Raw genomic sequence first — 24382 nt, 5'->3', positions numbered from 1 at the left:
ACTCGCGGCCCGCGCCAACAGCTGCTCCGTCGGCGGAAGCGCCAGCCGGGCCCTTCTGGAAGAGGCGCAGCGAAGTACGACGACGTCCCTGTGGTGTCCCGATCATGTCTCCTAGGAGACACCACCCGGCATCCCTGCACAGATGAGTCCTCCGAAGGCTCTGTGTGCGACGCCAGTGCGGCCCTGCCGGGGCATGCGCGAGACACCGTGAGGACGTGCGCAGAACTTCAAGAGGTACACAAGCGTCAGCCGGCGTCCTATCGGTGTCCCCGTCGAGTCTCGTACGTGTCCCGATGAGTCACCACGGCGCGCTTGGTTGGCCAGCCGGTTCCGCCCGTTCTCCTCACACCGGAGGACAAGGCGTCGGGGAAGGTGTGGGATGGTGCCGTCGATGCCCGGCACGCCTTCGGCGACCTGTATGGCCACCGGCCCGTGCGCCTGGTCGTCCACGACGCCGTCGACGACACCACCGCCTACCGGGCGGAACTGTCGGCGCGTGTCGATGAGCCGGTCCTTTCCAACGGCCCGGTCCCCCAGCTGCCGGACTCCTGGTGGACCGACCTCGCCCGCGCCGCCCGTGACCGCCTGGAGCAGCTCGCCGAACTCGAAGCCGTCTGGCCCGGCCTCGCCCACGGCAACCGCATCGTCCACGGCGACCTGCGGGCCGTTCACTAAGGGCACGTAAAGAATCAACACGTTGCTTCCCGGTCTGCCTGTCGTTGGTGTGGTATGCCCATACCGAACGAGGTTCGTGACCAACTTGCCCTGAAGCTTGGGGTGTTGTTACCTCATCTGAATGAGCGGCAGCAGCGGCTGGCGCTGGCCGCCGAGGCCCGGCTGCTGGGCCACGGCGGGGTCCGGGCCGTCGCCCAATCCGCAGGGGTGAGCGAGACGACGGTGCGCAAGGGGGTCTTCGAGCTGGAGGGCGGTGAGGACCCATTGCCCGATGGCCGGGTGCGCCGGGCCGGCGGCGGTCGCAAGAGCGCCGAGGAGCTTGACCCGCTGCTCGTTCCAGCTCTGCTGGCGCTGGTCGAGCCGGATGAGCGGGGCGATCCGATGTCGCCGCTGCGGTGGACGACCAGGTCGCTGCGGTCTCTGGCCGGGGAGCTGACGAGCCAGGGCCATGCCGCCTCGGCGCCGACCGTGGGCAGGCTGCTGCGGGAGAACGGTTTCAGTCTGCAGGCCAATGCCAAGACCCTTGAGGGCGCTCAACACCCCGACCGGGATGCGCAGTTCCGGTACATCAACGGCCAGGTCAAGGACCATCAGGCGGACGGCGAGCCGGTGGTCAGTGTGGACACGAAAAAGAAGGAAGTCGTCGGGGAGTTCAAGAACGCGGGACGTCAATGGCGGCCGGCCGGTGAGCCCGTGCGGGTTGACGTCCATGACTTCCCCGGTGATGCACTGGGCAAGGCCCTGCCCTACGGCATCTACGACCTGGCGGCGAACACCGGATGGGTGAACGTCGGTACGGATCACGACACCGCAGCCTTCGCGGTCGAATCGATCAACAGTTGGTGGAACGGGCAAGGACGCCTCGATTATCCGCAGGCCAGACGTCTGCTGATCACTGCCGATGCCGGCGGCTCCAACGGCTATCGCACCCGGGCCTTCAAGACCGAGCTGGCTGCGTTCGCCGCCCGGACCGGCCTGGCCGTCACGGTCTGCCACATGCCGCCAGGCACATCGAAGTGGAACAAGGTGGAGCATCGGCTGTTCTCCGGGATCACCATGAACTGGCGCGGCAGACCGCTGAACAGCCACGAGGTCGTCGTGCAGTCCATCGCCGCGACCACCACCCGCACCGGTCTCACCGTCCACGCGGAACTCGACACCGGCGCCTATCCCATCGGTGTGAAGGTCAGCGATGCGGAGCTAAACGCAGTGCCGGTCACCGGACATGCCTTTCAGGGCAGCTGGAACTGCACCGTGCACCCTCACCCCGCCAGCCCGGCAGGCCCCACCGGACCAACACTCGGGCCGACGGCGGTCTTCGACCGCGGAGCTCTGTCACATCCCGCGCTGACCGGCATGACCTGCACCGCACTGACCGAGCTGACTGAGACCCTGACCGTCGACTGGCAGACGCTGCAGAAACAGGACCCCGCCGCCCGACGCGACGGCGGCGAGCGACGCCGGGCCCCGGGCGGCGGCCGCAAAGCCAAACTCGACCTGGCCGACCGGGTCCTGGTCACCGTGCTGCACCAAAACCTCGCCCTGCCGCCTACCGTGCTGGCCCACCTCTTCGCCGTCAGCAAGGACACCATCCGCCACACCACCAGCGAGATCCGGCGGCTGATGGACCAGCACGCACACACACTCCGGCCCCCAGCAGCACACCTCAACACCGTGGCCGGACTCCTCGTCCACGCCGCCGCACACGGCGTGACCCTCACTGCAGAGACCGCAGCAACGTGTTGATTCTTTACGGGCCCTTAGCTACTTGCCCCTGAAAAAGGGTTTGGCCTGGTGGCAGGGCTGTCGCTGGGGAGTGGTCCAGTTGTCGGGCGTCGGGTGCCGTCATCGTTCACCGGGCGATGACGGTCATCCGGTGGAGGTTGTAGGTGAGGTGCGTACAGCCATGGAGTGCGACCGGATCGCGATGTTGCGGCAGCTGGACAGCCGGTCGTGACCCCGAAGTGCGCCTCGCGGCAGACCTGGTCACCAGGTCATAGGCAGCTCATGGACGCCGTAGGTGGACATGTCGTGCCGGAATGGAAGGTCTTCCAGAGTGCAGGCGAGCCGCAGGCCGGGCAGTCGTCGGATCACGGCAGGAATGGCCTCTTGAAGTTCGACACGGGCCAGCGCCTGGCCGACGCACTGGTGTGGTCCGTAGCCGAAGCCGACATGAGGAACGGACGGGCGGTCGAAGTCGAGTTTGTCCGGGTTAGGAAAGACACTCTTGTCTCGATTGGCCAGCGAGAGCGCGGCCACCACCATCTCGCCGGCCCGCACCGTGACACTGCCCACCTCGACGTCAGCGGTGGCGATCCTGCCCAGCCCGAGCTGCGCGACAGTGTGATAGCGCAGCAACTCCTCGACGAGCATGGGGATCCGCTCCGGCCGTTCGTGGACGAAGGAGAACTTCTCCGGGTGCAGCGCATAACTCACCAAGGACAGCGAAATGGTGCTCGCCGTCGTGTCGTAACCGCCGACGATGAGCATGAGGATCACGCCGATGGCCTCGTGGAAGGTGAGCTCCTTCGCGGAGTACGGGCCCTCCACCAAACGCCGGATCATGCTGTCCTCGGGCAGTGCGGAGGAGTCTTGGACGAGGCCGCCGATGTACTCGCCGAGTATCCTGAACACCTCAGCACCTTCGTCCTCGCTCCCCACCGCCGAAACCACGCCCTTGACGCATCGGGTGAGCAATGCGCGGTCCTCGGCCGGAATCCCCAGCAGCCGGAAGACGGTCGCGGACGCCACGGGGACGGCGAAGGCCTCGAACATGTCCTGGGGAGGTGCGGTCTCGGCGAGCCTGTCGAGCACACCCTGGACGATCTCGCGGATCGCGGGGCGCAGCAGCTCGATGCGCTTGGGCAGGAACTCACGGGCGACGGTGCCCCGTAGGCGCCGATGATCAGGGTTGTCGGTGCGTACAAACGGCGGTTGCGCGGCCTGCGATTGGAGCGTCGGAGTGAGTTCGGTGAAGTTGGGCCGTCGCGAGTCTGAGCTGAACCGCCTGTCTTGTAGCACGGTCCGCACCTCGTCATGCCCGGAGAACACGTGCGCTGGTGTGCCGTTCCACAGGCTGACCTTCGCCACCGGACAGGACCTGGCCTCCGGGTAGATGTGATAGGGCTCCAACGGTGAGTTCGTAGGGTGGGCTTGGTCGGGCGTAGATTCCATGGTGCCGTTTCCTTTCCAATGCCGCGGGCTCGTGCGGCATCATGGCGGCGCCTCACGTCATACCGCGTGGTCGAAACTGAGGAAGTGGGCAGGGTCGTGCCTGGGTGCCGACTTGGCAGGGTCATGCACGGGCGGACGTCGGGCGCATGTCCGTCCACTGCCCCTCGATGTAGCCAAGGGCGCTGTCGCGGGAGACGGGCCCGCTCACGGAATGCCACCCGGAGGGGATGTCAGCGAAATCCGGCCAGAGTGAGAACTGACCTTCTTCGTTGCGGAGTACATAGAACTGCCCGTGGTGGTCGTCGAAGGGTGAAGGCATGGAGGATTTCTCCCGGTGATACGGAGTCGGAGGGCTACGGCCGTCGTGAGAAGGCCTGCCGTTCCGGCTCGGTGAGGATGTTCAGGGTGTGAAGGCGTGTGTCCGGCTCGCGGACCACTGCGGACAGCAGCAGGACATACCGCTCCAGGAGCAGTTCGACCGTCTCCTGGGAGAAGAGATCCGAGCTGTACTCGGTGCGGCCGGTGAGGCCCTGGGCAAGGCCGGCGCTGTCCCGGTTCTCGTCCCAGTTGAACATCAGATCGAAGCGGGCCGTTCCGGTGTCCGGGGGCGGTTCGGGGGTGAGGGTGACGAGGTGGGCTCGATGGCCGTCGCCGGGCGGTGTGTGGAGGACGAGGGCCGTCTGGTAGAGCGGGTGACGTGCCGGGTGGCGTGCCGGGTTGAGGAGATCCACCACCTGGTCGAAGGGGACCTCCTGGTGGGTGAAGGCGTCGAGGTCCACGGCACGGGCACGGGCAAGCAGAGTGCGGAATGTCGGGTCGCCCGAAGTGTCGACGCGAAGGACGACACTGTTGGCGAACAGCCCGACGAGGTCGTCCAGCGCGGGGTCCGTGCGTGCTGCGGCAGCGGTGCCGACGACAATGTCGGTGCCGCCGCCCAGCCGGGTCAGCAGTGCCGCGAGCGCAGCGTGCAGCACCATGAAGGGCGTCGCGCCCGTCTCCCGCGCGCAGTTGAGCAGTTCTTGGTGGAGGGAGGCTTCGATGCGGGTATGGACGGTGCCGCCACGGTAGGTGGGTCTGGCTGGCCGGCGCCGGTCGACCGGCAGTTGCATCTCGACCGGAAGACCTCGCAGCATCCGCTCCCAGAAGGCGAGCCCGCGCCCGAAGCCGCTGCTGCGGTCCTGGGTCCCGGCTACCTGGGCGTTGTGCCATACGGCGTAGTCGCGATAGTGGACCGGCAGCGGCTGCCACTGCGGGGCCCGCTGCCCGAGCCGAGCACGGTAGGCACGCGTCAGGTCAGCGGTCAGGGGGGCCAGTGACCAGGCGTCCACGGTGATGTGGTGCATCAGGAGCAGCAGCGTGGACCGGTCCTGGCCGTGCCGGAACAGGCGTGCACGTAGGGGAAGGTCCGTCCTGAGCTCGAAGGGTTCCGCCGCGGCCCGTGACAGTTCGCCGGCGAGACGGTCTTCGAAGGTATCGGTCTCATGGAGGACCACCACGGCGTCCTCGGGGGCGAGGACCCGCTGGCGGGGGCCGTCACCGTCGTCGGGGAAGACAGTGCGCAGAGGTTCATGACGAGCCACGACGTCGTCGAGTGCGATCCGCAACGCCGCGGAGTCCACCCGGCCCGTGAGCCGCAGGCAGTACGGCACGTTGTAGATCCGGCTCGCGGGTCCGCCGAGCTGGTTGATGAACCACATGCCGTACTGGCTGTGCGAGAGCGGCACCGCCGTGTGGTGCTCGTCGCGGCAGACCAGCCGTCGGCGGAACCTGCTCGTCGGCGCGGTACGCCCGGCCAGGCCCTCGACGGTCGGTGTCTCGAAGACCCAGGCGATCGGAACATCTACTTCGAGGTGTTTCGCGATGCGGCCGACGAGGCGCGTGGCCAGCAGCGAGTTGCCGCCCAGGGCGAAGAAGTCGGCGTCCCTCGGCACCCCAGGCAGGCCGAGCACATCGGCGAAGAGATGGGTGAGGATCTCCTCGCGCGGAGTGCGGGGTGCCTGCCCGTCGGCCTGCGGGAACAGCAGGGGAGGGGGCAGCGCCGCGCGGTCGAGCTTGCCGTTGACGGTGAGGGGGAGCGACTCGACACGTACCAGGGCGCTAGGCCGCAGGTACGCGGGGAGCCTGGCGGCCAGATAACCGGGGAGCTTGCTCATCAGAGCCATGCCGGTCCGGTGCGTGGTCGGCTGATTGGCGTGGTCACCGGGGGACGTCCTGACACTGTCGGCGGAGTCCGCCGGCGGGACGGCGTCCGGTTCACCGCCCGCGGGTGTGAACCGTGCGTCCACTCGCGTGGGGTCCTGCGCTGACCATGTGAGGTGGACCTCGTAGCCAGCACCTTCGCCCAGGGCGTGCAGTTCCTCGGGGTCGATCCCGGTCGCCGGTTCGCGCAGCAACCGCGACGGTTCGTCGAGCGACGGGGCCGTGGCCAGCGCCGCCGCAGCCGAGACCTCAGCGAGAATCCGGCTGTTCGGTACGCCGCGCAGCAGCAGTGGCGTACGGATGCGGGCCAACAGGCCGGACAACGGTTGCAGTCCACCGACATCCGTGCCCCAGGTCAGGGTCCGCGCGTCCGGCGCGACAGTACCGGTTTTCACCGGCTCCTTGATGAGCACCGCGTCGTACCGGTAACGGGTCAGTTCGTTGTGGTGCGTGCCGCGCTTCACCGCTGTGCGCACCCCGCGGATCTGCGGAATCCACCGGGATACGACCGTGAAGAATGCGGGATCGAGGAGCAACTCCTTCTCGTCCATCAAGTCTTGGTCGACCGCCGCACGGACGTCGGAGGCCGAGACTTCCCGCCCGATGGCGGAGCGCAGCCGGACGGCGCTGCGCAGCGGGCGCAGCAGACGCAAGTGCCGGACGTCGCCGACGAACACCCGGCCGCCCGGCGCCAGCAGGCGTACCGCCTCGCGCAGGACGCTCACCAGGTAGTCGGCCGACGGAAAGTACTGGATCACCGAGTTGAGGACAACGGTGTCGAAGTATCCTTCTGGGAGGCCGGGGAGGTTGTGTGCGGGGCCGGGCCGCAGGTGGACCGTCTCGCGCAGCACCGGGTCGCCGTCCACTTTCTTGCCGAGTGCCTCGATCACCTCGGTGGAGAAGTCGGTGGCCCAGTACGCCTCGCAGTCACCGGCGAGGTGGGACAGCAGCAGCCCGGTGCCCACGCCGATCTCCAGTACTCGGCGCGGTCGCAGGGCACGGATGCTGTCGACCGTGGCATCCCGCCAGGCTCGCATCTGCGGCAGGGGAATGGGATCGCCGTCGTAGGAGCTGTTCCATCCGCTGAAGTCCTCACCCAGAGGGAGCGCTCCTACCGTGCTGTAGACCTCGTCGTAGAGCCGTTGCCACTCTCCGACGTGCTCCGAGGCGGTGCCGTCGGCCTGACGAACGGCCGGGTGGTCCGGCACGACATAGGCGACGAGCCGTTGGTCTCCCGGAGTGTCCTCCCGGACCAGCACCGCAGCCTGCGCGACCTCGGGATGGTCGCGCAGCATGGCTTCGACCTCGCCGGGCTCCACGCGGAAACCCCGAATCTTCGCCTGGTCGTCGACCCTGCCCACGAACTCCAGCTGCCCATCGTCACGCACCCGCGCCAGGTCACCTGTCCGGTACATCCGCTTGCCCGGCGCCCCGAAGGGATCGGCCACGAACCGCTCAGCAGTCAGCGCGGGTCGCCCCAGGTACCCGCGGGCCAGCCCCGCTCCGGCGATGTGGATCTCTCCGACCGCCCCCGGCGGTACCGGCCGGAGCCGCTCGTCGAGCACGTGTACGCGGGTGTCCGAGAGCGGACGGCCGATGGGCGGCATGCCTTCCGCGGCCAGCGGTCCGCTCATCGTCGCGGAGACGGTCGATTCGGTCGGCCCGTACGCGTTCACCATCAGCCGACCCGGCGACCAGCGGCGTACCAGCTCGCCGTTGCATGCCTCGCCCACGTTGACGACGGTGGCCCCGGCGGGCAGAGCGCCGTCCGGCAGGGCGGAGAGTGTGGAGGCCGACAGGGCGAAGTGGGTGATGCCCTCCTCGGCAACGAGTGCGCTGAACTCCGGTCCGGGCAGGAGCCGTTCACGTGGCGCGACCACCAGCGTGGCGCCAGTGAGTAGAGCCATCGACACGTCCCAGAAGGCGCCGTCGAAGCTCGGCGAAGAGAAGAGCAGGAGCCGACTGGACGCCCCGATCCCCAGGTCTCGCGCATGGCTGCCCACCAGGCCAGCGATGCCGTGGTGGGTGAGGACCACCCCTTTGGGAGTACCGGTGGAACCCGAGGTGTAGATGACATAGGCCGGATGCCAGGTCCGGAGCGGGGCGACGCGTTCGTCGTCGGTCACGTCCGCTGCGGAGCGGTCGGTCAGGGTCCGTACGACGGCCGGGTCGTCCAGGACCACCGTGCGGGAGGCCGCCTCGGCCGGCAGCTCGGGCTCGATGTCGCTTCTGGTCAGAACCAGCAGGGGAGCGGCGTCGGCGAGCATGAACGCCAGCCGTTGCGGAGGATATTCCGGGTCCAGCGGGAAGTAGGCGGCGCCCGACTTCAGTACGGCCGCCACGGCCACCACGAAGTCGGTCGAGCGCGGCAGGGCGATACCGACCAGGCTCTCCGGGCCGGCGCCATGTGCGACGAGCAGTCTGGCCAGGCGGTTGGCCCGCCAGTTCAGTTCGGCGTAACTCAGCCGATCGCTCGCGGAGTTGATCGCGGTGGATTCGGGGTCGGCGTCGACACGGGCTTCGAAGAGCCGTCCCCACAGGTCGGGGGTGAACTCGGGGCTGGCCTGGGGCCCGGCGGGCGGGGCCGTGGTACGGCTTCGCCCCGGCGGCAGCGTGGACATCGAGTGGACCTCACAGAGGATGGGATCGGACGGGCTGGCCCTGGGATTCACTGCGGTGGGAGGTCTTGGACGCGGAGGTCCGGATCCTTCAGCAACAGGGACAGCACGACTTCGTACCGCTGGGCGATCCGGGCGACCGTGTCGTCGCGCAGCAGCCCGCTCTGGTACTGGATGTGGCTGCGCAGCGTCCCGCTGTCGGCGGTGGAGGCCAGGTGCTCCACGGTCCACAGCACCGGATAGCGGGCGGATTCGCTCGCGGGTCGTGGGCCGGGAGCGAGAGTGAGGCCAGGCAGGTCGGAGGGCGGGGCCGCGACCGTGCGCAGGACGAGTGACACCTGCGGCGATGGCATGTCGGCCAGGTGCTCGAAGAGCAGGTCCTGATGGGCGTAGGCAGCGAGATCGGTCACGCGGACCCGGTACAGAAGTTCACGGAAAGTGGGGTTGCCCGACGTGTCGATGCGCAGGGCCAGGGTGTTGGCGAAGAGGCCCACGAGCGGTTCGAACTGGGTGTCGGTCCGGCCAGCCACCGCGGTCGTGACGGTGATGTCTCCTCCCGCCCCCTTTCGGGCGAGCATTGCGACGAGCGCCGCGTGCAGGATCATGAAGACGGTGACACCGTGTTCACGAGCCGCGGCTGTCAGCACCCGGTGGCCGCCGACTTCGAGTGGAAGGTCGAGGGACCTACCGGCGAAGTCCTGCCGGGACGGCGCCGGGCTGTCGGTCTCCAGGACCGGCCTGTCGTCGGCACCGTGCAGTGTCTTCCTCCAGTACTCGGCCTGGCGCAGCGCGACATCGCTCGGGTCGTCCGGGGAGCCGAGGAGTCGGCGCTGCCAGGCGACGTAATCGAGGTAGCCGAGGGACAGCGGCTCCCACTGTGGTGCGTGTCCCTCGGTCCTGGAGCGGTAGGCGCGCACCAGGTCCTCCTGCAGGGGGCCGAAGGACCAGCCGTCGGCGGCGATGTGATGCATGACCAGCAGCAGTACGGACTCGTTCGGGCCGAGCGTGAAGTGTGCGGCCCGCAGCGGGATCTCGGTTTCGAGGTCGAAGTGGCGGCGGGCGGCGTGCGCGAGATCCTCGGGCAGCCGCTTGGGTGTCGTCCTGGTCTGCGTCCAGGGGATGTCGTCCGCGGTGGCTTCCGTGATCACCGCGCACGGACCGCTACCGTCGTCCCGGACGAGCGTGCGCAGCGGAACGTGCCGGGTGACGACGTCGGCCAAGGCGGCGCGCAGTGCCTCAGCGTCGACGGCACCAGTCAGCCGCAGCGACAGCGGTACATTGAACATGTCCCTGTGCAGGCTTTGGCGGTACTCGTCCCACATCTGCAGTTGTTGGGCCGACAACGGTGCCGTGCTGCCGGAGGCGTACTCGCCCGGCACGGGCACCGGCCTAGCCTCGTCCTCTGCGTCGAAGCGGGCGGCGAGCGCCTCGACGGTGGGCGACTCGAACAGCCACGACAGCGGCATCTCGGTGTCCAGGCGGTGCCGGACCTCGGCGGCGAGGCGGGTGGCCAGCAGGGAGTTGCCGCCGGTGGCGAAGAAGTCGCTGTCGGCTGTGACGTCGGCGGTCGCGAGTACGTCGGCGAAGATCGCCGCGAGTACCTCCTCGCGGGCGGTCTTGGGCGGACGTCCCGCGGCAGGGGCGGCGCGCTGCGGCCGGGGCAGGGCGGCGCGGTCGAGTTTTCCATTCACCGTGACCGGCAGCCTGTCGAGCGGGACGAAGACCTCGGGGACCATGAAGGCTGGCAGCTGCGCCGCCACCTGCCCGGGAAGTGAGGCCATCGTCCGGGAGTCAGGGCGGGCGAACGCCGGCCTGTTGGTGAACCTGGCCGGGGAGAAGTCGTCCGGCTTAGCGTCGGTCCGGGGGGCGGGACGCGGCACGAGCGTTCCGGCGAGGGTGAAGGAGGCGTCGATCAAGGCGTCGTTCTCGGACGACCATGCGCAGTCGACCCGGTAGCCCAGTTCCGCGCCCAGCTGGCGCAGGTCCTCCGGTGCCACACCAGCCGGAACCTGCCCCAGGGACAACACCTCGGGCAGGGGGCGCCGGTCGAACAGCGCGAGTGTCGCGGCATGCTCGCCGGCCACCCGGCCGTTCGGTATTCCGGTGACGCACACCCGCTCTGGTTTCCCACGGCGCAGCCAATCGGCGACGCCGGCCAGGCTCGCCGTCCCGCCGTCCCACGGCAGCCGCACGACCGGCCCCGGGTCGTCCGCGGGCCCGGCGTGCTTGCGCAGCACCACCTCGTAGCGATAGCGGCTGAGTTCGTTGTCATAACCGCCCCGTTTGAGCGTGCACGACTCCAGCGTCATGCCAGGCAGCGCGCCGACGACCGTCGCGAAGAACTCCGGGTCCACGAGCAGTTCCCTCTCCTGTGCCATGGCCCGGTCGATAGCCGCGCACACCGTCTCCGGAATGTCGGCGGGCGAGGCCGACGCCAGCAGCCCCCCAGTGTGGAAGGTGCGCAACAAACGAAGGTTGCGGACGTCACCGAGGAACACCGCCCCCCCGGGTGCAAGGAGCCCAGACACCTCACGCAGTACGTCGAACAGGTAGTCGCCCGAAGGAAAGTACTGGATAACGGAGTTGAGCACGACGGTGTCGAAGCCACTGCGGGGCAGACCCCCCAGCTCATGGGCGGAGAGCCGGTGCAGGACGACCCGGTCTGCGAGGCCAGGGCGCTCAGCGACCTGCCCGCGCAGCCGCTCGATCAGAGCCCCAGAGATGTCGGTGCCCCAGTAGCTCTCGCAGTCGCCCGCCAGCTGCGAGAGCAGCAGACCGGAACCGCAGCCGATCTCCAGTACACGGCGCGGAGCCAGTTCGCGGATCTGCTGCACGGTCTGCGCACGCCACTCTCGCATCCCCTCGATCGGCCGCCCACCGTAACTGCTCACCCAGCCAGAGAAGTCCTCGCCGAAGTCGGGGGTGTCTGCCCGGTCGTACAGATCGTCGTAAAGCCGTCGCCAGGCGGCGAGTCGACCGTCCAGTTCTTCCTCGGCCGTCTCGTCGGCGGCCTCGTTCTCGGGTACGACGTAGGCGGCGAGGTACGGCTCTCCCGGCCGGTCCTCGCGCACGACGACGGCGGCTTGCCGGACCCCGCGGCACCCGGCGAGGACGGATTCGATCTCACCCGGCTCGATACGGAAGCCGCGTACCTTGACCTGGTCGTCCGCCCTGCCGACGAACTCCAGCTCTCCTGAACGGGTCCAGCGGCCGAGGTCACCGCTGCGGTACATACGGCTGCCGGCCGGGCCGAAGGGGTCCGCCACGAACCGCTGAGCGGTCAGACCCGGCCGCTTGAGGTACCCGCGGGCCAGGCTGTGCCCCGCGATGAAGATCTCGCCAACCGCTCCCGACACAACAGGTGCGAGGCGATCGTCGAGGACATGGATCCGGGTGCCGTCCACTGCCCGGCCGACCGGCGGCGCCATGTCGTCGGCCAGCGGATCGCTCATGGTGGCACAGACGGTGGACTCGGTAGGGCCGTAGGCGTTCACCATCGTCCGGTGCGGGCGCCAGCGCTGTACGAGAGCTGCCGGGCATGCTTCGCCCGCGACGACCAGCGTCACACCCGGAGGCAACATGCCGGGATCCAGCGAACCCGCGACTGAGGGCGGGAGAGTGAGATGGGTAACTCCCTGGTCCGCGATCAGCGCGGCCAGTTCGGTGTCAGGCAGCAGCCGTCCCGGCCTGCCGACCACGAGCGCGGCTCCGGTGAGTAGCGCCATCGACATCTCCCAGAAACTGGCGTCGAAACTCGGGGACGAGAAGGCGAGCACGCGTGAGACGCCGGTGACGGCGAGGCGACGACGCTGGGTCGCGATCAGGCTCGCGACGCCCTGGTGGGTGACGACGACTCCCTTTGGGATCCCCGTGGACCCGGAGGTGTAGATGATGTAGGCGGGACTCGCAGGGCGCAGTGGCTCCAGGCGTTCCCCGTCCTCCATGTCGTGGTCCGGCAGACGGCGCAATGCGTCCTCGGCTACCTCATCGTCCAGCGACACGAGGCGTCGGGTGGACAGCTGGTCCAGGAGTTCGCCCGGGACGTCCGATGTCGTCACCAGCGCAACGGGTGCCGCGTCCCGGGTCATGAAGGACAGCCGCTCCATGGGGTAGCTCGGATCCAGCGGAAGGTACGCCGCCCCGCACTTGAGCACGGCAGTCGCGCACAGGAAGAAGTCTGCGGACCTGCCCAGCACCAGCCCGACCGACCGCTCCGGTCCGGCGCCGAGGTGTTTCAGCCAACGGGCAAGCCGGTTCGCACGGGCATTGAACTGCGCGTACGTGAGTGCCGTGTCCGCAGTGACAAGCGCGATGGCGTCAGGTGTGTCGGCCGCCCACGCTTCGAGGAGACTCGGCCACGTCGTGGCGAGCGCTCCCTCAGGTCGATCTCCACCCGTCAGGTGTGACACGGGAATCCGTTCCTCTCTGTCGTCCTCGGATGTACCGTTCATCCCGGTAAAGCAGGTTTCATGGCACCGGGAATTCCCGTTATGTTTTTCGCGGTCCTGCAAGAGGACTGCTGGCCTCCAGGCCCGGCGTGGCTGTTCCCCCTGTCAAAGGGATGACCGAGGGGGCCACCGGGCCCGAGAGGCGCCGTTGGAGACGCTGATGAGAGGTCCGACTACCGCCTGGCCGGGCACCATGCCCGGCCGTTCGCGGGCGGCAGGCCTACATAACGTGGATGCGCGCACGATGCCGAAGCCCTGGCCAGCACCTCCTGAATCCCGTTCGGGAGGACGGCTTGTACGACATCGACGACGTGGGCGTCGTCCGTGGCCTGGACGTCGGCAAGAACGCCCATCACGGGCACGGGCTCACGCCGGCCGGCAAGAAGGTCTTCGACAAACAGCTGCCTAACAGCGAGCCCAAGTTGCGGGCGGTCTTCGGCAAGCTGGCCGCGAAGGTCGGGACCGTCCTGGTGATCGTGAACGAGCCCGCCTCCATCGGCGCCCTGCCCCTGACGGTCGCCCGGGACGCGGGCCAAGGTCGCCTAATTGCCCGACCTGGCGATGCGGCGGATCGCCGATCTCTACCCGGGCGAGGTGAAGACCGACGCGAAGGACGCCGCAGTGGTCGCGGACGCCGCCCGGACGATGCCGCACACCCTGCGCTCGTTGGAACTGACCGACGAGATCACCGCCGAACTGACCGTGCTGGTGGACTTCGACCAGGACCTGGCGGCCGAGGCCACCCGTACCTCCAACCGGATACGCGGCCTGCTCACCCAGTTCCACCGCAGCCTGGAGCGCGTCCTCGGGCCGCGTCTGGGCCATCAGGCCGTGACCTGGCTGCGGGAACGCTACGGCTTCCCGGCCGCCCTGCGGAAAGCCGGGCGCTGCAAGCTGGTTGAGGTGATCCGGCCCAAGGTTCCGCGCATGGCCCAGCGGTTGGAAGACGAGGTCTTCGACACGCTCGACGAGCAGACCGTCGTGGTCCCGGGCACCGGCACCCTCGATGTTGTGATCCCGTCGCTGGCCCGATCGTTCGCGGCCGTCCACGAACGGCGACGAGCTCTGGAAGCGCAGATCGGGCAGTCGCTGGAGACTCACCCTCTTTTCCCGGTCCTGACCTCGATGCCGGGGGTCGCGGTCAGGACCGCCGCCACCTTGCTGGTCACCGTCGGCGGCGGCAGCAGGTTCCCCAACACCGCTAACCTGGCCTCTTACGCCGGCCTCGCCCCGACAACAAGGTCGTCGGGAACCTCGATCCACGGCGAACGCACGCCCAGAATCGGCAACCGGCAACTCAAGCGCGCATAGTTCCTGTCCGCGTTCGCCGCCCTGCACGATCCCGCCTTCCGCACCTACTACGACCGCGGAAAATCCCATACCCAGGCCCCTCTTTCGCCTCGCCCGACAGCGGATCAGCGTGCTGTTCGCGATGCTCCGCGACGGCACCTTCTACGAACCCAGAACCCCACGTCTCGCTTGACGAAAGAAGAAAGACATAGAGGTCCCCCCCGTGAATGGTTCTCGTACGTTGGAACATAAGCATCATGGGGCTGTTTCCGTGGTGCAGTCTTGTCGATCAGTGACCGCGTCGTTGCATCTGGACGCCAAGCTTCCTCTTTGGCAACGGTGAGACGGTAATCCACGTACGGCTCCTGCCGCCTCGCCGCAACCGAAAGAGTTCGGCTAACAAACGGGGATAGTGGCCTCCCGCGACCAGGGGAAAACAGGAGCTGCCTGCGACTTCCGAATCGGCGGCGCTTGCGCTCGACGACTCCGCCTGCCCGGCGGGCCGCTGTCTCAAAATGCACCCTCCAGCGTGGCGCGTAAGTGCGGTTGGGTGGGCAGTTGGCAGGGCAAAGCCGGCAGCCGAGTCCAATGAGTAGGGCATATGGATCCGCCACCAATCCCGCCGAAGCTTACGCACCGCCCGACAGGACAATGTCCCTGGTCATACCCCGGGGAGTTGGCCACACAGACTCCGGCTACCTTGATTGTTCATGAGTCATCGTCAGAGGGCTGACGGTGACTCTGCAGATTCGCGAGGTGCGGTCTAGACAAATTCCATCGTTGCAGTTCAGGGGCGCTCTCCGCTTATTTGGTCAACGAATGGAAGGTTCGGTCAATGAAGAAGAAAAGTCAATCATGAGGTACTTGACTGGGCTGCCAACCGCAGTGCATGGTCAATACGGGAGCGCTCCCACGGTGCTCTCACGTACGGCGCAGTACCCCTCCTGGTGGGCAACGGTGGAGTCAAATTTTGCCAGCACGCGACGACACGCACGGCATCTGTCTAGTTGCGGTCGGTCGTGCGCTCGTGACGAGTATGGAAAACCCGATGAGAAGTTCCCCTCAGGCTGATCCGGAAACCCGATCACAGAGACGGCATTCCCCCCTCTGTGCTGTTTCCGGAGAGGCCGACTGCGGCATACGGGAATGTTTCTGTGGCGTGCTGAGGTGATGAGTAGGCCGCCGAAATCCGATCCAAGTGTCCGCGCGCTCGAGACGAAGACGTTCGCAGCGGAGTGTCATCACATCTGATCTGCGTCCGGTATTTCGCCCACAGGCAGGTTGCCAACAGGGTTTTCTCGCTCTCGATGGCGGACCCGAATGACCTAAAGATTGAAATTTCAAGCAAATATGGCAGGTGGGCGGCCGGATTCGTTACCTGCGGAGGGTCTCGACATGATTGTTCCTGAACTGTTTGTCGCGCTCGCAGTCGAGGAGGGGGAGAATTCCACCTTTACTCGATTCCCGAACAACGTGCCGAACGCAAAGTACCGTCTCTTATCGAGCTCAGGCATTCAGGTAAAATATTTCGAGGCGTGCGAAATCCAGGCGACAGCCGTAGATTCTGGTAAAGCCATCATTGAGTTCGAGGCAGTAAGTTCGGAGGCGACTTTGCCACAGCGGACAGTCGTATGTGCACTGTCGGGCCTTGCATGTATCACGCATGGCAAGGAAAATTCGGAGATCGGCGCGGGGATGCTGGCCATGAACGACGGCAGTGTTCCATTTTCGATCTATGTGCCGGTTGCGGCGCGATTCCTCGTGCTGCGTTTCATCGAGGCGGCGAAGGACGGGCTCCCGATGTCGCCTCGGGGAACTTTCGGCGTGGTAAATCTTACCAAAGATCCCGGATCCGGATTTCTTCTTTCATCCTTGAATGCCCTGGCTGCAGAGATGATGAAAACCGATTTTATTCTACCCCCTGGTATGAGAGAGGTCGTGCGCATCCTAGCGGCCTCGGCGATGAGAACCGCATATATCGAGCTCGGCAAGCAACACTCTGGGGGATTCGACCCACTTCTGATCGCCGTTCAGGAGTCGATCGACCGGCAATTGGCTGATCCTGAGATCAGCCCGGCGACCTTCGCGGCCGAACATAATATATCGGTGCGTCAGTTGCATCGCATTTTCGAATCGATCGGGGAAAGTAGCATGAGCTACGTCAAACGCCGTCGCCTGGAGCGTTTCGCATGCGACCTAAGGAATCCGAGCCTGAGGCACCGAAAGATCAACGAATTGGCGGCGGACTGGGGGATGTTGGATGCCGCGATGCTGAGTAAAAACTTCAGCTCAGCCTACGGAATGTCTCCCCGTGCCTATCGGAAGCAGTACTGCCCCACCTGAAATGGCGAGGGCGTGGCGGCGACTGGCCGGGGGGGGCGTCGATTATCTCCGGGTTGCTTCCAGGATTTCGGATCGTTGATGTGGTATGGGACGTTTCGATGAGTTGATCGGCCCGTTACGGGCGAAGCTGGAAGCAGTGGCGCCGCACCTCAACGAGCGTCAGCGCCGCCTGTACTACAGCCGTGACTCGCGATCTCGTTTGTCGCGGGTGGCGTAGTGGCAGCGTTGTGCGCGTGCTTGGTGGGTTCGGCGCCAGCGTGACTGGATGATCACGATCGCCGGTGGTGGCTGTGTGGTGGCCCATACGAGCCGGTTGAGCAGGCGGCGGATCTCCTCGGCGGTGTAGCCGGATCAGCTTTTCAACGCGGCCCGACGGGCCCCCTTTTCGGGCGCCGGGACCGGTGCGGGCAATAGGTCGTGCTCGTCGGGTTCCTGGAGGTGGCGGCTGCGGGTGTCAGTGATCGTGAGGAAGGCGAGGGCCGCCATCGAAAGGGTGATGTGGCGGTGCCAGGCGTCCCAGGTGCGGACCTCGTAGTGGTCCAGGCCGCAGTCGGACTTCGCGGTCTCAAAACAGTCTTCGATGGACCAGCGCAGCCCCATCACGCGGACGATCTCGCCGATCGGGGTGCCGGCTTTGGCGTGCACGGCGAAGTAGGCGACCTGGCCGGGGTCGGAGATCGAGCGCCTGACCCGCAGCAAGTGGACATGGCCGCGCCGGGGGCCGCCTTCGGCGCCGCCGGGCCAGGTGACGTCGGCCAGTGCCCAGTCGTAGGAGCGCAGGCCCTTGGCGCCCACGCCGCAGGAGCGGCGTTCGAAGATCAGCGGGATACCAGCGGCCAGCTTGTCCTCGCGCCAAGGCCCGGTGCCATGGGTGGACACCGTCTCGTCCACCGGGACGGCCATCACATAGGGGATGCGGCGGCGTTCGAGTGCGGCACGGAGTTTGCGGTCCTGGCCGTAGGCGCTGTCGGCGGCCACCCAGCCGAAGGGCACTTTGGCCCGGCGGCACCGCTCGACCATGCGCCGGCCCAGTTCCGGTTTGGTCACCACCGCCTTCGCGCGCGCTCGGGGAATGTGCTGGGTGCGGCAGCGGTCGGCGTTGGCGCACCAGGCGGCGGGCAGGTACAACTCGCGGTCGATCAGCCCGCGTCCGGTGTCGGTGGCGTACGCGCAGAACACCGCGACCTGGCAGTTCTCGATCTGGCCGGTGATCCCGGCGTACTGCGGGGCCTCCCCGGCCGACATCCGGCCCTTCTGCAAGAACGCCGTCTCGTCCAGTACCAGCACCCCGTCCGGCCGGGCCAGGAACTGGACAACGAACGACCGCAGGGCGTCACGGAGTTGATCCGCGCACCATGTCGAGCGGGCCAGAAACCACTGGACCCGGTCCGGACTCGGGTGCCCGACGTGCTCGGCGATCTGCCACCCGTTCTTGCGCTCGACCGGCGCCACCAGAGCCTTCACATAGGCCATCGCCATCCGCCGCGGCTCGACCCGCCCGAAGACACCCGCCAAAGAGGCGAAGAAGTCATCGAACCAGCCCGCCCAGACTTTTACAGCCCGCTCCGTACTCACGGACAGGTCAACGCATCACACGGCCACCGGACACGGACACGAGTCACGGCTGTAGTACCTGTTGTACGGGGCGGAGGCCCGGATACTCGGTCACGGCGGGATCGCCGCCGTCGCGAAGGCGGCCGGAGTCTCCAAGGGTTGCGTCTCCCGCGGACTGGCCGAGCTGGAGGAGGATCCCGCCGCGTTCGCGGTCGCGGCCCTGCACCGCTGGTGGACGGAGGAAGGCAGGGCGGCCTACCCCGACGCGCGCAGACTTCTGATCACCGCGGACGGCGGCGGCTCGAACAGCTCCCGCGCCCGGGCCTGGAAGGCCAACCTCGCCGTACTGGCCACCGAGACGGGTCTGGAGATCAGCGTGTGCCACCTGCCGCCGGGCACACAATGCCGTTGCTTGATGAGGGGCCACGAAGTTTCCGGACAGGCACCCAATAGGGTTGTCCTGAACAAGGAAACGAGGAAGAAGTGGCGCCACACAGTGAGCCTTTTCCATCCTCAGTCTGAGCTGGCCAGATGGAGGGTGAGGACGGCTTGGACGAGGCTCGTGATCCGGGTCGTCGAGCAGCGGAGCTTACGCAGGAGCCGCCAGGATTTGAGGGTGGCGATGGCTTGTTCGACCAGTGCCCGGACCTTCGCATGGGACCGGTTGACGGCCTGCTGGCCGGCGGAGAGGCTGTCCCATCGGCCTCGGTAAGGGACACGGACCGTGCCGCCTGCGCCCTGGTATCCCTTGTCTGCCCAGCAGTTGATGCCGGCCTCGGCGAGAGCGTCGATGATGCCGTGCTCGCGGGCGGCCCGCACGTCATGGACGGCACCGGCCAGGGCCGGTGAAGCCCACAGGAGACGGCCCTTCGGATCGGCTATGACCTGCACGTTCATGCCGTGCTTCTTGTGTTTTCCTGAATAGAAGGGGCGGTCGGCAGCGATCCGGTCGATCGGCAGAAGCGTCCCGTCGAGGATCAGGTACGCCTTCGTCGACGCGGCCCGTACTGCTTCGGCGAGCGTGGGGGCGAGGGCCGCCAGGAGCTCGACAGCCTCCGCGATGTACCGGTAGGCGGTGGTGGTGCCGATCCCGAAACCGGCTGCGAGCTGCGCGTAGGGCTGGCCGTTGCGGAGGTGGGCGAGGGTGAGCAGGGCCTGTCGGCCCGCATTCAGACGCCGCCACCGCGTGCCGAGAGAGCGCCGACGTTCTCTCAGGCGGGTGGCGAGGAAGCGGAGGGTAGAGCTGGACACGTTGACGCCGGACGGGTAGACAAGCATGCGAAGCCTCTGGTGGAGACGGTTCTCTTGGTCGAAAACCCATCTACCAGGGGCTTCACCTGTTTGTCAGGCCAACTGCCCAGCCGACGCGAGAGGTTGAAAAAGGCTCACGGTCTTGCGGGTGATCGTGAGGTGCTCCAGGTGCGTCTCGGCCTCCCGTAACCGGGTCTGCAGGCCGTCGATCTGTGCGCGGAGGTTGTCGGCCAGGGCCCGGGCAGCGTCTTCCTGGAGGTCCAGGGCATCGAGCAGGGGCCGGATGTTCACACTGCCACCGCCTGCGCCGCGGCACAGGCGGTGGCGCGCGCGCCGGTGAGGCGTCGGGTCATGACGTGGGTCATCGCCCAGTAGACGCGGGAGGCGGAAGAGGAGGGACTGTGCTCGTAGTCGCAGACCAAGCGCCGGTGCAGTATCAGGATCCCGTAGGTCTGCTCGACCCTCCACCGCTTCGGCTGCGGCACGAACCCCTTGACCTGCGGGTTGCGTGCGACTATCTCGACGTCAATTCTCAGGCCGACGCCGCGTGCGACGACCTGATCCTTGAAGCCCTGGTCGACCAGGGCTTTGCTGACGGTTATGGCGGCGTGCTCGATCACGCAACGGCCCCTGGCCCCAGCCCCGCCCGGGCATCCTGCCCGAGGAGGTACCGAAAGAGGCGTAAGGTTGTTCGTTGCATTCGGCGGCGGCGTGGGCTGACGGCGGGTCGGGCCGGCCGTACGACAGGGTTTCGCGTAGTCAGATGCCGTCCGGTTCGGGTTAATTTGCCACGCCTCGCGGTGTTCCGGGAGCTCCGCTGAACTGCGAAAACGAGCATGGCGCAGCCTCGCTGCGAGTTCAACCGCAGTACCGGTAGCAGAACTGGCATCCAACAGCTAGGTATCGGTCGTCGATCGACAAGATTTCACGGGGCACGCCTATCCATGATGAAGGCGTGCCAACGCGTGACCTTCAGTAGAGAGAATTCCGGTACTACGGCGGCTGCGTCACCAGGACAGGCAACCCGGGTGAGCGTGGTCCCCTGTCGGCTGCTTCACCTATAAATCGTCGCCGCTCGCCACAGGCTTCCTCCGCCCCGTGGTCAGGCTCGTCTGTCGCTGGAGAGCCCGCCCGGCGATGTCGCGTTGCCGCCTTGTCAGCACCTATGCGCTGCGGCTGACGACCACGGGATCGAGATGCTCGCCTCCTGCGCTTTCTGGAATCCCTGCCGCGCCCCCCGCCTCCGCATTCCTTTTCGACTACCCCAAGGAGCTCCCGTGACCGCCCTCTCGCCACTCGCGGACCCGTCCATCGTGGCCGACCCCTACCCCGTCTACGCCGACCTGGTCCGGCGCGACCCCATCCACTGGGTCGAGCGCCTGAATGCCTGGGCGGTACTGCCGTACGCAGAGTGCGCCGCCGGGCTGAAGGATCCCCAGTTCACCGCCGACCGGGGGACAGAAGTGCTGGCCGCGAAGTTCCCCGGGCAGCCACTGCCGCCGGAGAGCATCTTCCACCGCTGGACCAAGAACGTGGTGATGTATACGGACCCGCCGCTCCACGACGCTCTGCGCCGGTCCGTCCACGCGGGCTTCACCCGTTCCGCGCACCAGCACTACGACCAGGTCATCCAGAAGGCCGCGCACGACCTGGTCGCTTCAATCCCGGCCGGTGCCACCGAGATCGACGCCGTCCCCGCCCTGGCTGCCCAACTCCCCCTACGCGCTGCCGTGCACGCCTTCGGAGTCCCCGAGGAGGACCTCGGATTCCTCATTCCGCGCGTGGAGACGATCATGACGTACCACTCCGGTCCGAAAGACCAGCCGGTGACCCAGGGGACAGTTATGGAACAGCTCACCGACCTACACACGTACGCCTTCGAACTCCTCCGGGGCATGCGGGGTAAGGTCCTACCGGACACCGTCATCGCCCGCCTGGCGGCCGCCCAGGATGGTCTGACCGAGACCACGCCGGAACAAACCGTGCATCAACTGGCGCTGGTGTTCATCGCGTTGTTCGCACCCACGACGCCGGGCTCCCTCAGTAGCGGCATGCTCGCGTTCGCCCGCAACCCGCAGCAGATCGAACGCTTCCTGGCGGACCAGGCATGTGTGGACAATACGGCCAACGAGGTCCTCCGCTACAACGCCTCAAACCAGTTCACATGGCGCGTCGCGGCCACGGACGTCGACATGGGCGGCGTACAGATCAAGGCAGGGCAGGCCGTCGCCCTGTTCCTGGGCGCGGCCAACCGGGACCCCGACATGTTCGAGAGGCCGCACGATTTCGACCTCGGCCGTCCCAACAGTGGTCGGCACCTGTCGTTCGGCCAGGGGGTGCACGCCTGTCTCGCCGCGCAGATCGTTTCCCTGCAGTTGAAGTGGTTCTACGTAGCCCTGCTGGGCCGCTTCCCGGGCGTCCGGCCGTCGGGCCAGCCGATCTGGAACGAGAACCTCGAGTTCCGCTCTCTCCGCTCACTGCCGCTCAGCCTCCGCTGACGAGGCTGGCGCTCTACCCCTGCGAGGAATCGTGACTTTCGAAGTCGCCCTGGGCCCTTCCTTGCCCGCCCCGTCCCCGACAGCGTGCCCGGCGCTGGCGCACGATTCGCCCCTCAGTCCCGTCCCGTCGGCGGAACCGGCGACGTCGCAGGACTGCGGCGTCGCCGATCCAGACGAGGCCGAGGAGTTCCTGCGCCAGTTTCACGCGGAGCAGTCCGACCAGGCCGTCCCGCTCACTCGGCGCCTGGACCAGGTTCGCGCTGCCATCGACGCCACGGGCACCTACCGTCATACCACCGCCGAGCTCGTGTTCGGTGCCCGTGTCGCGTGGCGCAACTCCAGTCGCTGTATCGGCCGCCTGTACTGGAACAGCCTGCGCGTCCTGGACCGCCGGGACACCACAGCCCCCGAGGTAATCCACCGGCACCTTTGCACGCACCTGCGCCAGGCGACCAACGGTGGGCGTATCAGGCCGGTGATTTCGGTCTTCGCCCCGGACGCACCCAGCCGACCCGGCCCGCGGGTGTGGAACGAGCAACTCGTCCGGTACGCCGGCCACCGTCGCGACGACGGCACCGTACTCGGCGACCCGCGATCTGCCGACCTCACCGAGGCCATCCGCGGCCTCGGATGGCAGGGAGGCCGCCAAGGGCCGTTCGACGTCCTGCCCCTGGTCATCGACGCCCACGACGACAAACCGCGGTTCTTCGAGCTGCCGCGGGAGGTTGTCCTGGAGGTCCCTATCACCCACCCCGACGTCCCACGACTGGCCGAACTCTGCCTGCGCTGGCACGCCGTACCCGTTATCTCCAACATGCGCCTGCGTATCGGCGGGGTGGACTACCCCCTCGCCCCGTTCAACGGCTGGTACATGGGCACGGAGATCGGCGTCCGTAACCTCGTCGACGAGGCCCGCTACAACCTGCTCCCCGCCGTGGCCGCCTGCCTCCAGTTGGACACCACCAGCGAGTCCACCCTGTGGCGTGACCGCGCTCTGGTCGAACTCAACGTTGCCGTCTTGCACTCTTTCGCGGCCGCAGGCGTCCGGATCAGTGACCACCACGAGGAGTCCCGGCGCTTCCTCGCCCACCTGACCAAGGAGGAACGCCAGGGCCGCACCGTACCCGCGGACTGGAGCTGGATCGTCCCTCCGCTTTCCAGCGGCATCACCCCCGTCTTCCACCGCTACTACGACAACGCCGACCAGCGCCCCAACTTTTACCCTCATCAGTGAGGCCCATGAGGCGTCCACAAACCCGCCCCGCAGCATCTGCTGGAGGCGCCAGCGGCACTGTCGAGCTCATCGAGGATAACGAGGTGGGGAAGGGCCGCAGGTTTGACTGTCGTCGGCCCTCAAGGCCAGAGCCTGCGTGTCCTTACCGTGATGGAGTGTCATGAATTAGGTGTGATCCTTCCCGAAGGAGTCATCTGATGAATGCGACGACAGGTCACCTGATTGAGGCCGTGGACCGCGTGTCGCTTGCCGTGGCCGACGGCAGTGTCCAGGGTGCCGACGTGAAGTCGATGCCGGTGTCTGAGAACGGTCTGTCCAGCGAATTGCTGGAGGAGCTGGCCGCGCTCGCGGCCGAGAAGGTCCATGGCGGCGAAGGGCTGAGGCTGATGGGCGAGGGCGGGCTGCTGCCCGAACTGGCCCAGCATCTGATGCAGGCCGCCCTGGAGGCCGAGATGGACGAGCACCTCGCCGCGGAGGCCGGCCGGATCGGCGGGCGCGGGTCCCGCTCGGGCGGCAATATGCGCAACGGGTACCGGGCCAAGAAGGTCATGACGGAGGTCGGCGCCGTGACGGTGCAGGTCCCCAGAGACAGGCTGGGCACCTTCCGGCCCCGGCTGCTGCCCGTGCACGCCCGCCGCACCGGCGAGATCGTCTCCACCTCGCTCAGGCGGACGGGGTGGTGACCACGAAGGAGATCATCTCCACGATCACCGACAAGGCCCAGGAATCGATGGCGGAATGGGCGCCCGCGCCCGCTCGATCCGGTCGCCTTCATCGACGCAGTGCACGTCAAGATCAGGGACGGTCACGTCGCCAACCGGCCGGTCTACGTGGCCGTAGCGGTCACCGCGGACGGCTACCGCGAGATTCTCGGACTGTGGGCCGGCAACGGCGGCGAGGGCGCCAAGTACTGGCAGACCGTCCTGACCGAGATCAAGAACAGAGGCGTCCGCGACGTGCTCATGCTGGTCGGCGACGGGCTGAGCGCCCCGCCCGACGCGGTGAACACCGTCTGGCCCCATGCCGTCGTGCAGACCTGCGTGGTCCACCTCATCCGCGCCAGCCTGCATGACCTGCGATGCCGGCACGGACGTCGCG

The 24382-nt window shown here is 67.2% G+C and carries 13 protein-coding genes and 4 pseudogenes; 9 read left to right on the top strand and 8 right to left on the bottom strand.

Translation table 11 applies throughout. The features are described from left to right. Positions 1-312 precede the first annotated feature (312 nt). The gene (locus tag STRTUCAR8_RS54510) at positions 313-675 is read left to right on the top strand and encodes a hypothetical protein (RefSeq protein ID WP_006378922.1); all 363 of its coding nucleotides are present in this window, start codon (positions 313-315) and stop codon (positions 673-675) included. Between the two features lie 54 nt (positions 676-729). Next, positions 730-2421: an ISAzo13-like element ISStu2 family transposase gene (locus STRTUCAR8_RS26025; RefSeq protein WP_006378839.1), complete on the top strand. Its 1692-nt coding sequence runs from the start codon at positions 730-732 to the stop codon at positions 2419-2421. Positions 2422-2661: 240 nt separating this feature from the next. On the opposite strand, the gene txtC is transcribed toward STRTUCAR8_RS26025, so the two are convergent. The 4 genes from txtC to txtA all read right to left on the bottom strand — a co-directional run bounded on the left by txtC (position 2662) and on the right by txtA (position 13075). Further along, the gene (gene txtC, locus STRTUCAR8_RS26020) at positions 2662-3849 is read right to left on the bottom strand and encodes a thaxtomin biosynthesis cytochrome P450 TxtC (RefSeq protein WP_006378739.1); all 1188 of its coding nucleotides are present in this window, start codon (positions 3847-3849) and stop codon (positions 2662-2664) included. A gap of 121 nt (positions 3850-3970) precedes the next feature. Continuing rightward, positions 3971-4168: an MbtH family protein gene (locus STRTUCAR8_RS26015; RefSeq protein WP_006378732.1), complete on the bottom strand. Its 198-nt coding sequence runs from the start codon at positions 4166-4168 to the stop codon at positions 3971-3973. A 34-nt stretch (positions 4169-4202) separates the two neighbouring features. Further along, positions 4203-8669, bottom strand: coding sequence for a thaxtomin non-ribosomal peptide synthetase TxtB (txtB, locus tag STRTUCAR8_RS26010; protein WP_006379172.1), 4467 nt, complete (start codon positions 8667-8669; stop codon positions 4203-4205). Between the two features lie 47 nt (positions 8670-8716). Next, on the bottom strand, positions 8717-13075 hold the full coding sequence (gene txtA, locus STRTUCAR8_RS26005) for a thaxtomin non-ribosomal peptide synthetase TxtA (RefSeq protein ID WP_006378967.1): 4359 nt from the start codon (positions 13073-13075) through the stop codon (positions 8717-8719). A gap of 272 nt (positions 13076-13347) precedes the next feature. On the opposite strand from txtA, the pseudogene STRTUCAR8_RS55805 reads away from it, so the two are divergent. The 3 genes and pseudogenes from STRTUCAR8_RS55805 to STRTUCAR8_RS25995 all read left to right on the top strand — a co-directional run. After that, positions 13348-13840, top strand: a pseudogene (locus tag STRTUCAR8_RS55805) (IS110 family transposase); the annotation flags it as partial. A 201-nt stretch (positions 13841-14041) separates the two neighbouring features. Further along, a complete protein-coding gene (locus STRTUCAR8_RS55800; RefSeq protein ID WP_407705516.1) occupies positions 14042-14425 on the top strand; it encodes a transposase in 384 nt (127 codons plus the stop codon). A 1374-nt stretch (positions 14426-15799) separates the two neighbouring features. Then, positions 15800-16747: a helix-turn-helix domain-containing protein gene (locus tag STRTUCAR8_RS25995; RefSeq protein WP_078507316.1), complete on the top strand. Its 948-nt coding sequence runs from the start codon at positions 15800-15802 to the stop codon at positions 16745-16747. 351 nt (positions 16748-17098) lie between these two features. Here the strand turns inward: STRTUCAR8_RS25995 and STRTUCAR8_RS25990 are convergent, their stop codons facing one another. Further along, positions 17099-18322: an IS701 family transposase gene (locus STRTUCAR8_RS25990; protein ID WP_006379007.1), complete on the bottom strand. Its 1224-nt coding sequence runs from the start codon at positions 18320-18322 to the stop codon at positions 17099-17101. 166 nt (positions 18323-18488) lie between these two features. Here STRTUCAR8_RS25990 and STRTUCAR8_RS54505 point away from each other — a divergent pair. Further along, positions 18489-18701 (top strand): annotated as a pseudogene (locus STRTUCAR8_RS54505) (ISAzo13-like element transposase-related protein); the annotation flags it as partial. A 113-nt stretch (positions 18702-18814) separates the two neighbouring features. Here STRTUCAR8_RS54505 and STRTUCAR8_RS25980 read toward each other — a convergent pair. The 3 genes and pseudogenes from STRTUCAR8_RS25980 to STRTUCAR8_RS25970 all read right to left on the bottom strand — a co-directional run. Continuing rightward, the gene (locus tag STRTUCAR8_RS25980; protein WP_006379256.1) at positions 18815-19579 is read right to left on the bottom strand and encodes an IS5-like element ISStu1 family transposase; all 765 of its coding nucleotides are present in this window, start codon (positions 19577-19579) and stop codon (positions 18815-18817) included. 66 nt (positions 19580-19645) lie between these two features. After that, positions 19646-19843 carry a hypothetical protein gene (locus STRTUCAR8_RS25975; RefSeq protein WP_006378860.1) on the bottom strand — a complete coding sequence of 66 codons (198 nt, stop codon included), beginning with the start codon at positions 19841-19843 and terminating at the stop codon, positions 19646-19648. After that, positions 19840-20151 (bottom strand): annotated as a pseudogene (locus STRTUCAR8_RS25970) (IS5/IS1182 family transposase); the annotation flags it as partial. The pseudogene STRTUCAR8_RS25970 and the gene STRTUCAR8_RS25975, both read right to left, overlap by 4 nt. A gap of 678 nt (positions 20152-20829) precedes the next feature. Between STRTUCAR8_RS25970 and txtE the strand changes: the two are divergent. The 3 genes and pseudogenes from txtE to STRTUCAR8_RS55795 form a co-directional block, all read left to right on the top strand. Next, on the top strand, positions 20830-22050 hold the full coding sequence (gene txtE / locus STRTUCAR8_RS25965) for a 4-nitrotryptophan synthase (RefSeq protein WP_006379043.1): 1221 nt from the start codon (positions 20830-20832) through the stop codon (positions 22048-22050). Between the two features lie 31 nt (positions 22051-22081). Then, positions 22082-23284 (top strand): nitric oxide synthase oxygenase, encoded by a 1203-nt coding sequence (locus STRTUCAR8_RS25960; RefSeq protein ID WP_407705513.1) that lies wholly within the window; start codon positions 22082-22084, stop codon positions 23282-23284. 290 nt (positions 23285-23574) lie between these two features. Next, positions 23575-24348, top strand: a pseudogene (locus tag STRTUCAR8_RS55795) (transposase); the annotation flags it as partial. Between the last annotated feature and the right edge of the window lie 34 nt (positions 24349-24382).

Origin of the sequence: Streptomyces turgidiscabies Car8 (assembly GCF_000331005.1) — a bacterium.
Taxonomy (GTDB): domain Bacteria; phylum Actinomycetota; class Actinomycetes; order Streptomycetales; family Streptomycetaceae; genus Streptomyces; species Streptomyces turgidiscabies.
This window is presented reverse-complemented; position numbering and strand designations above follow the sequence as displayed.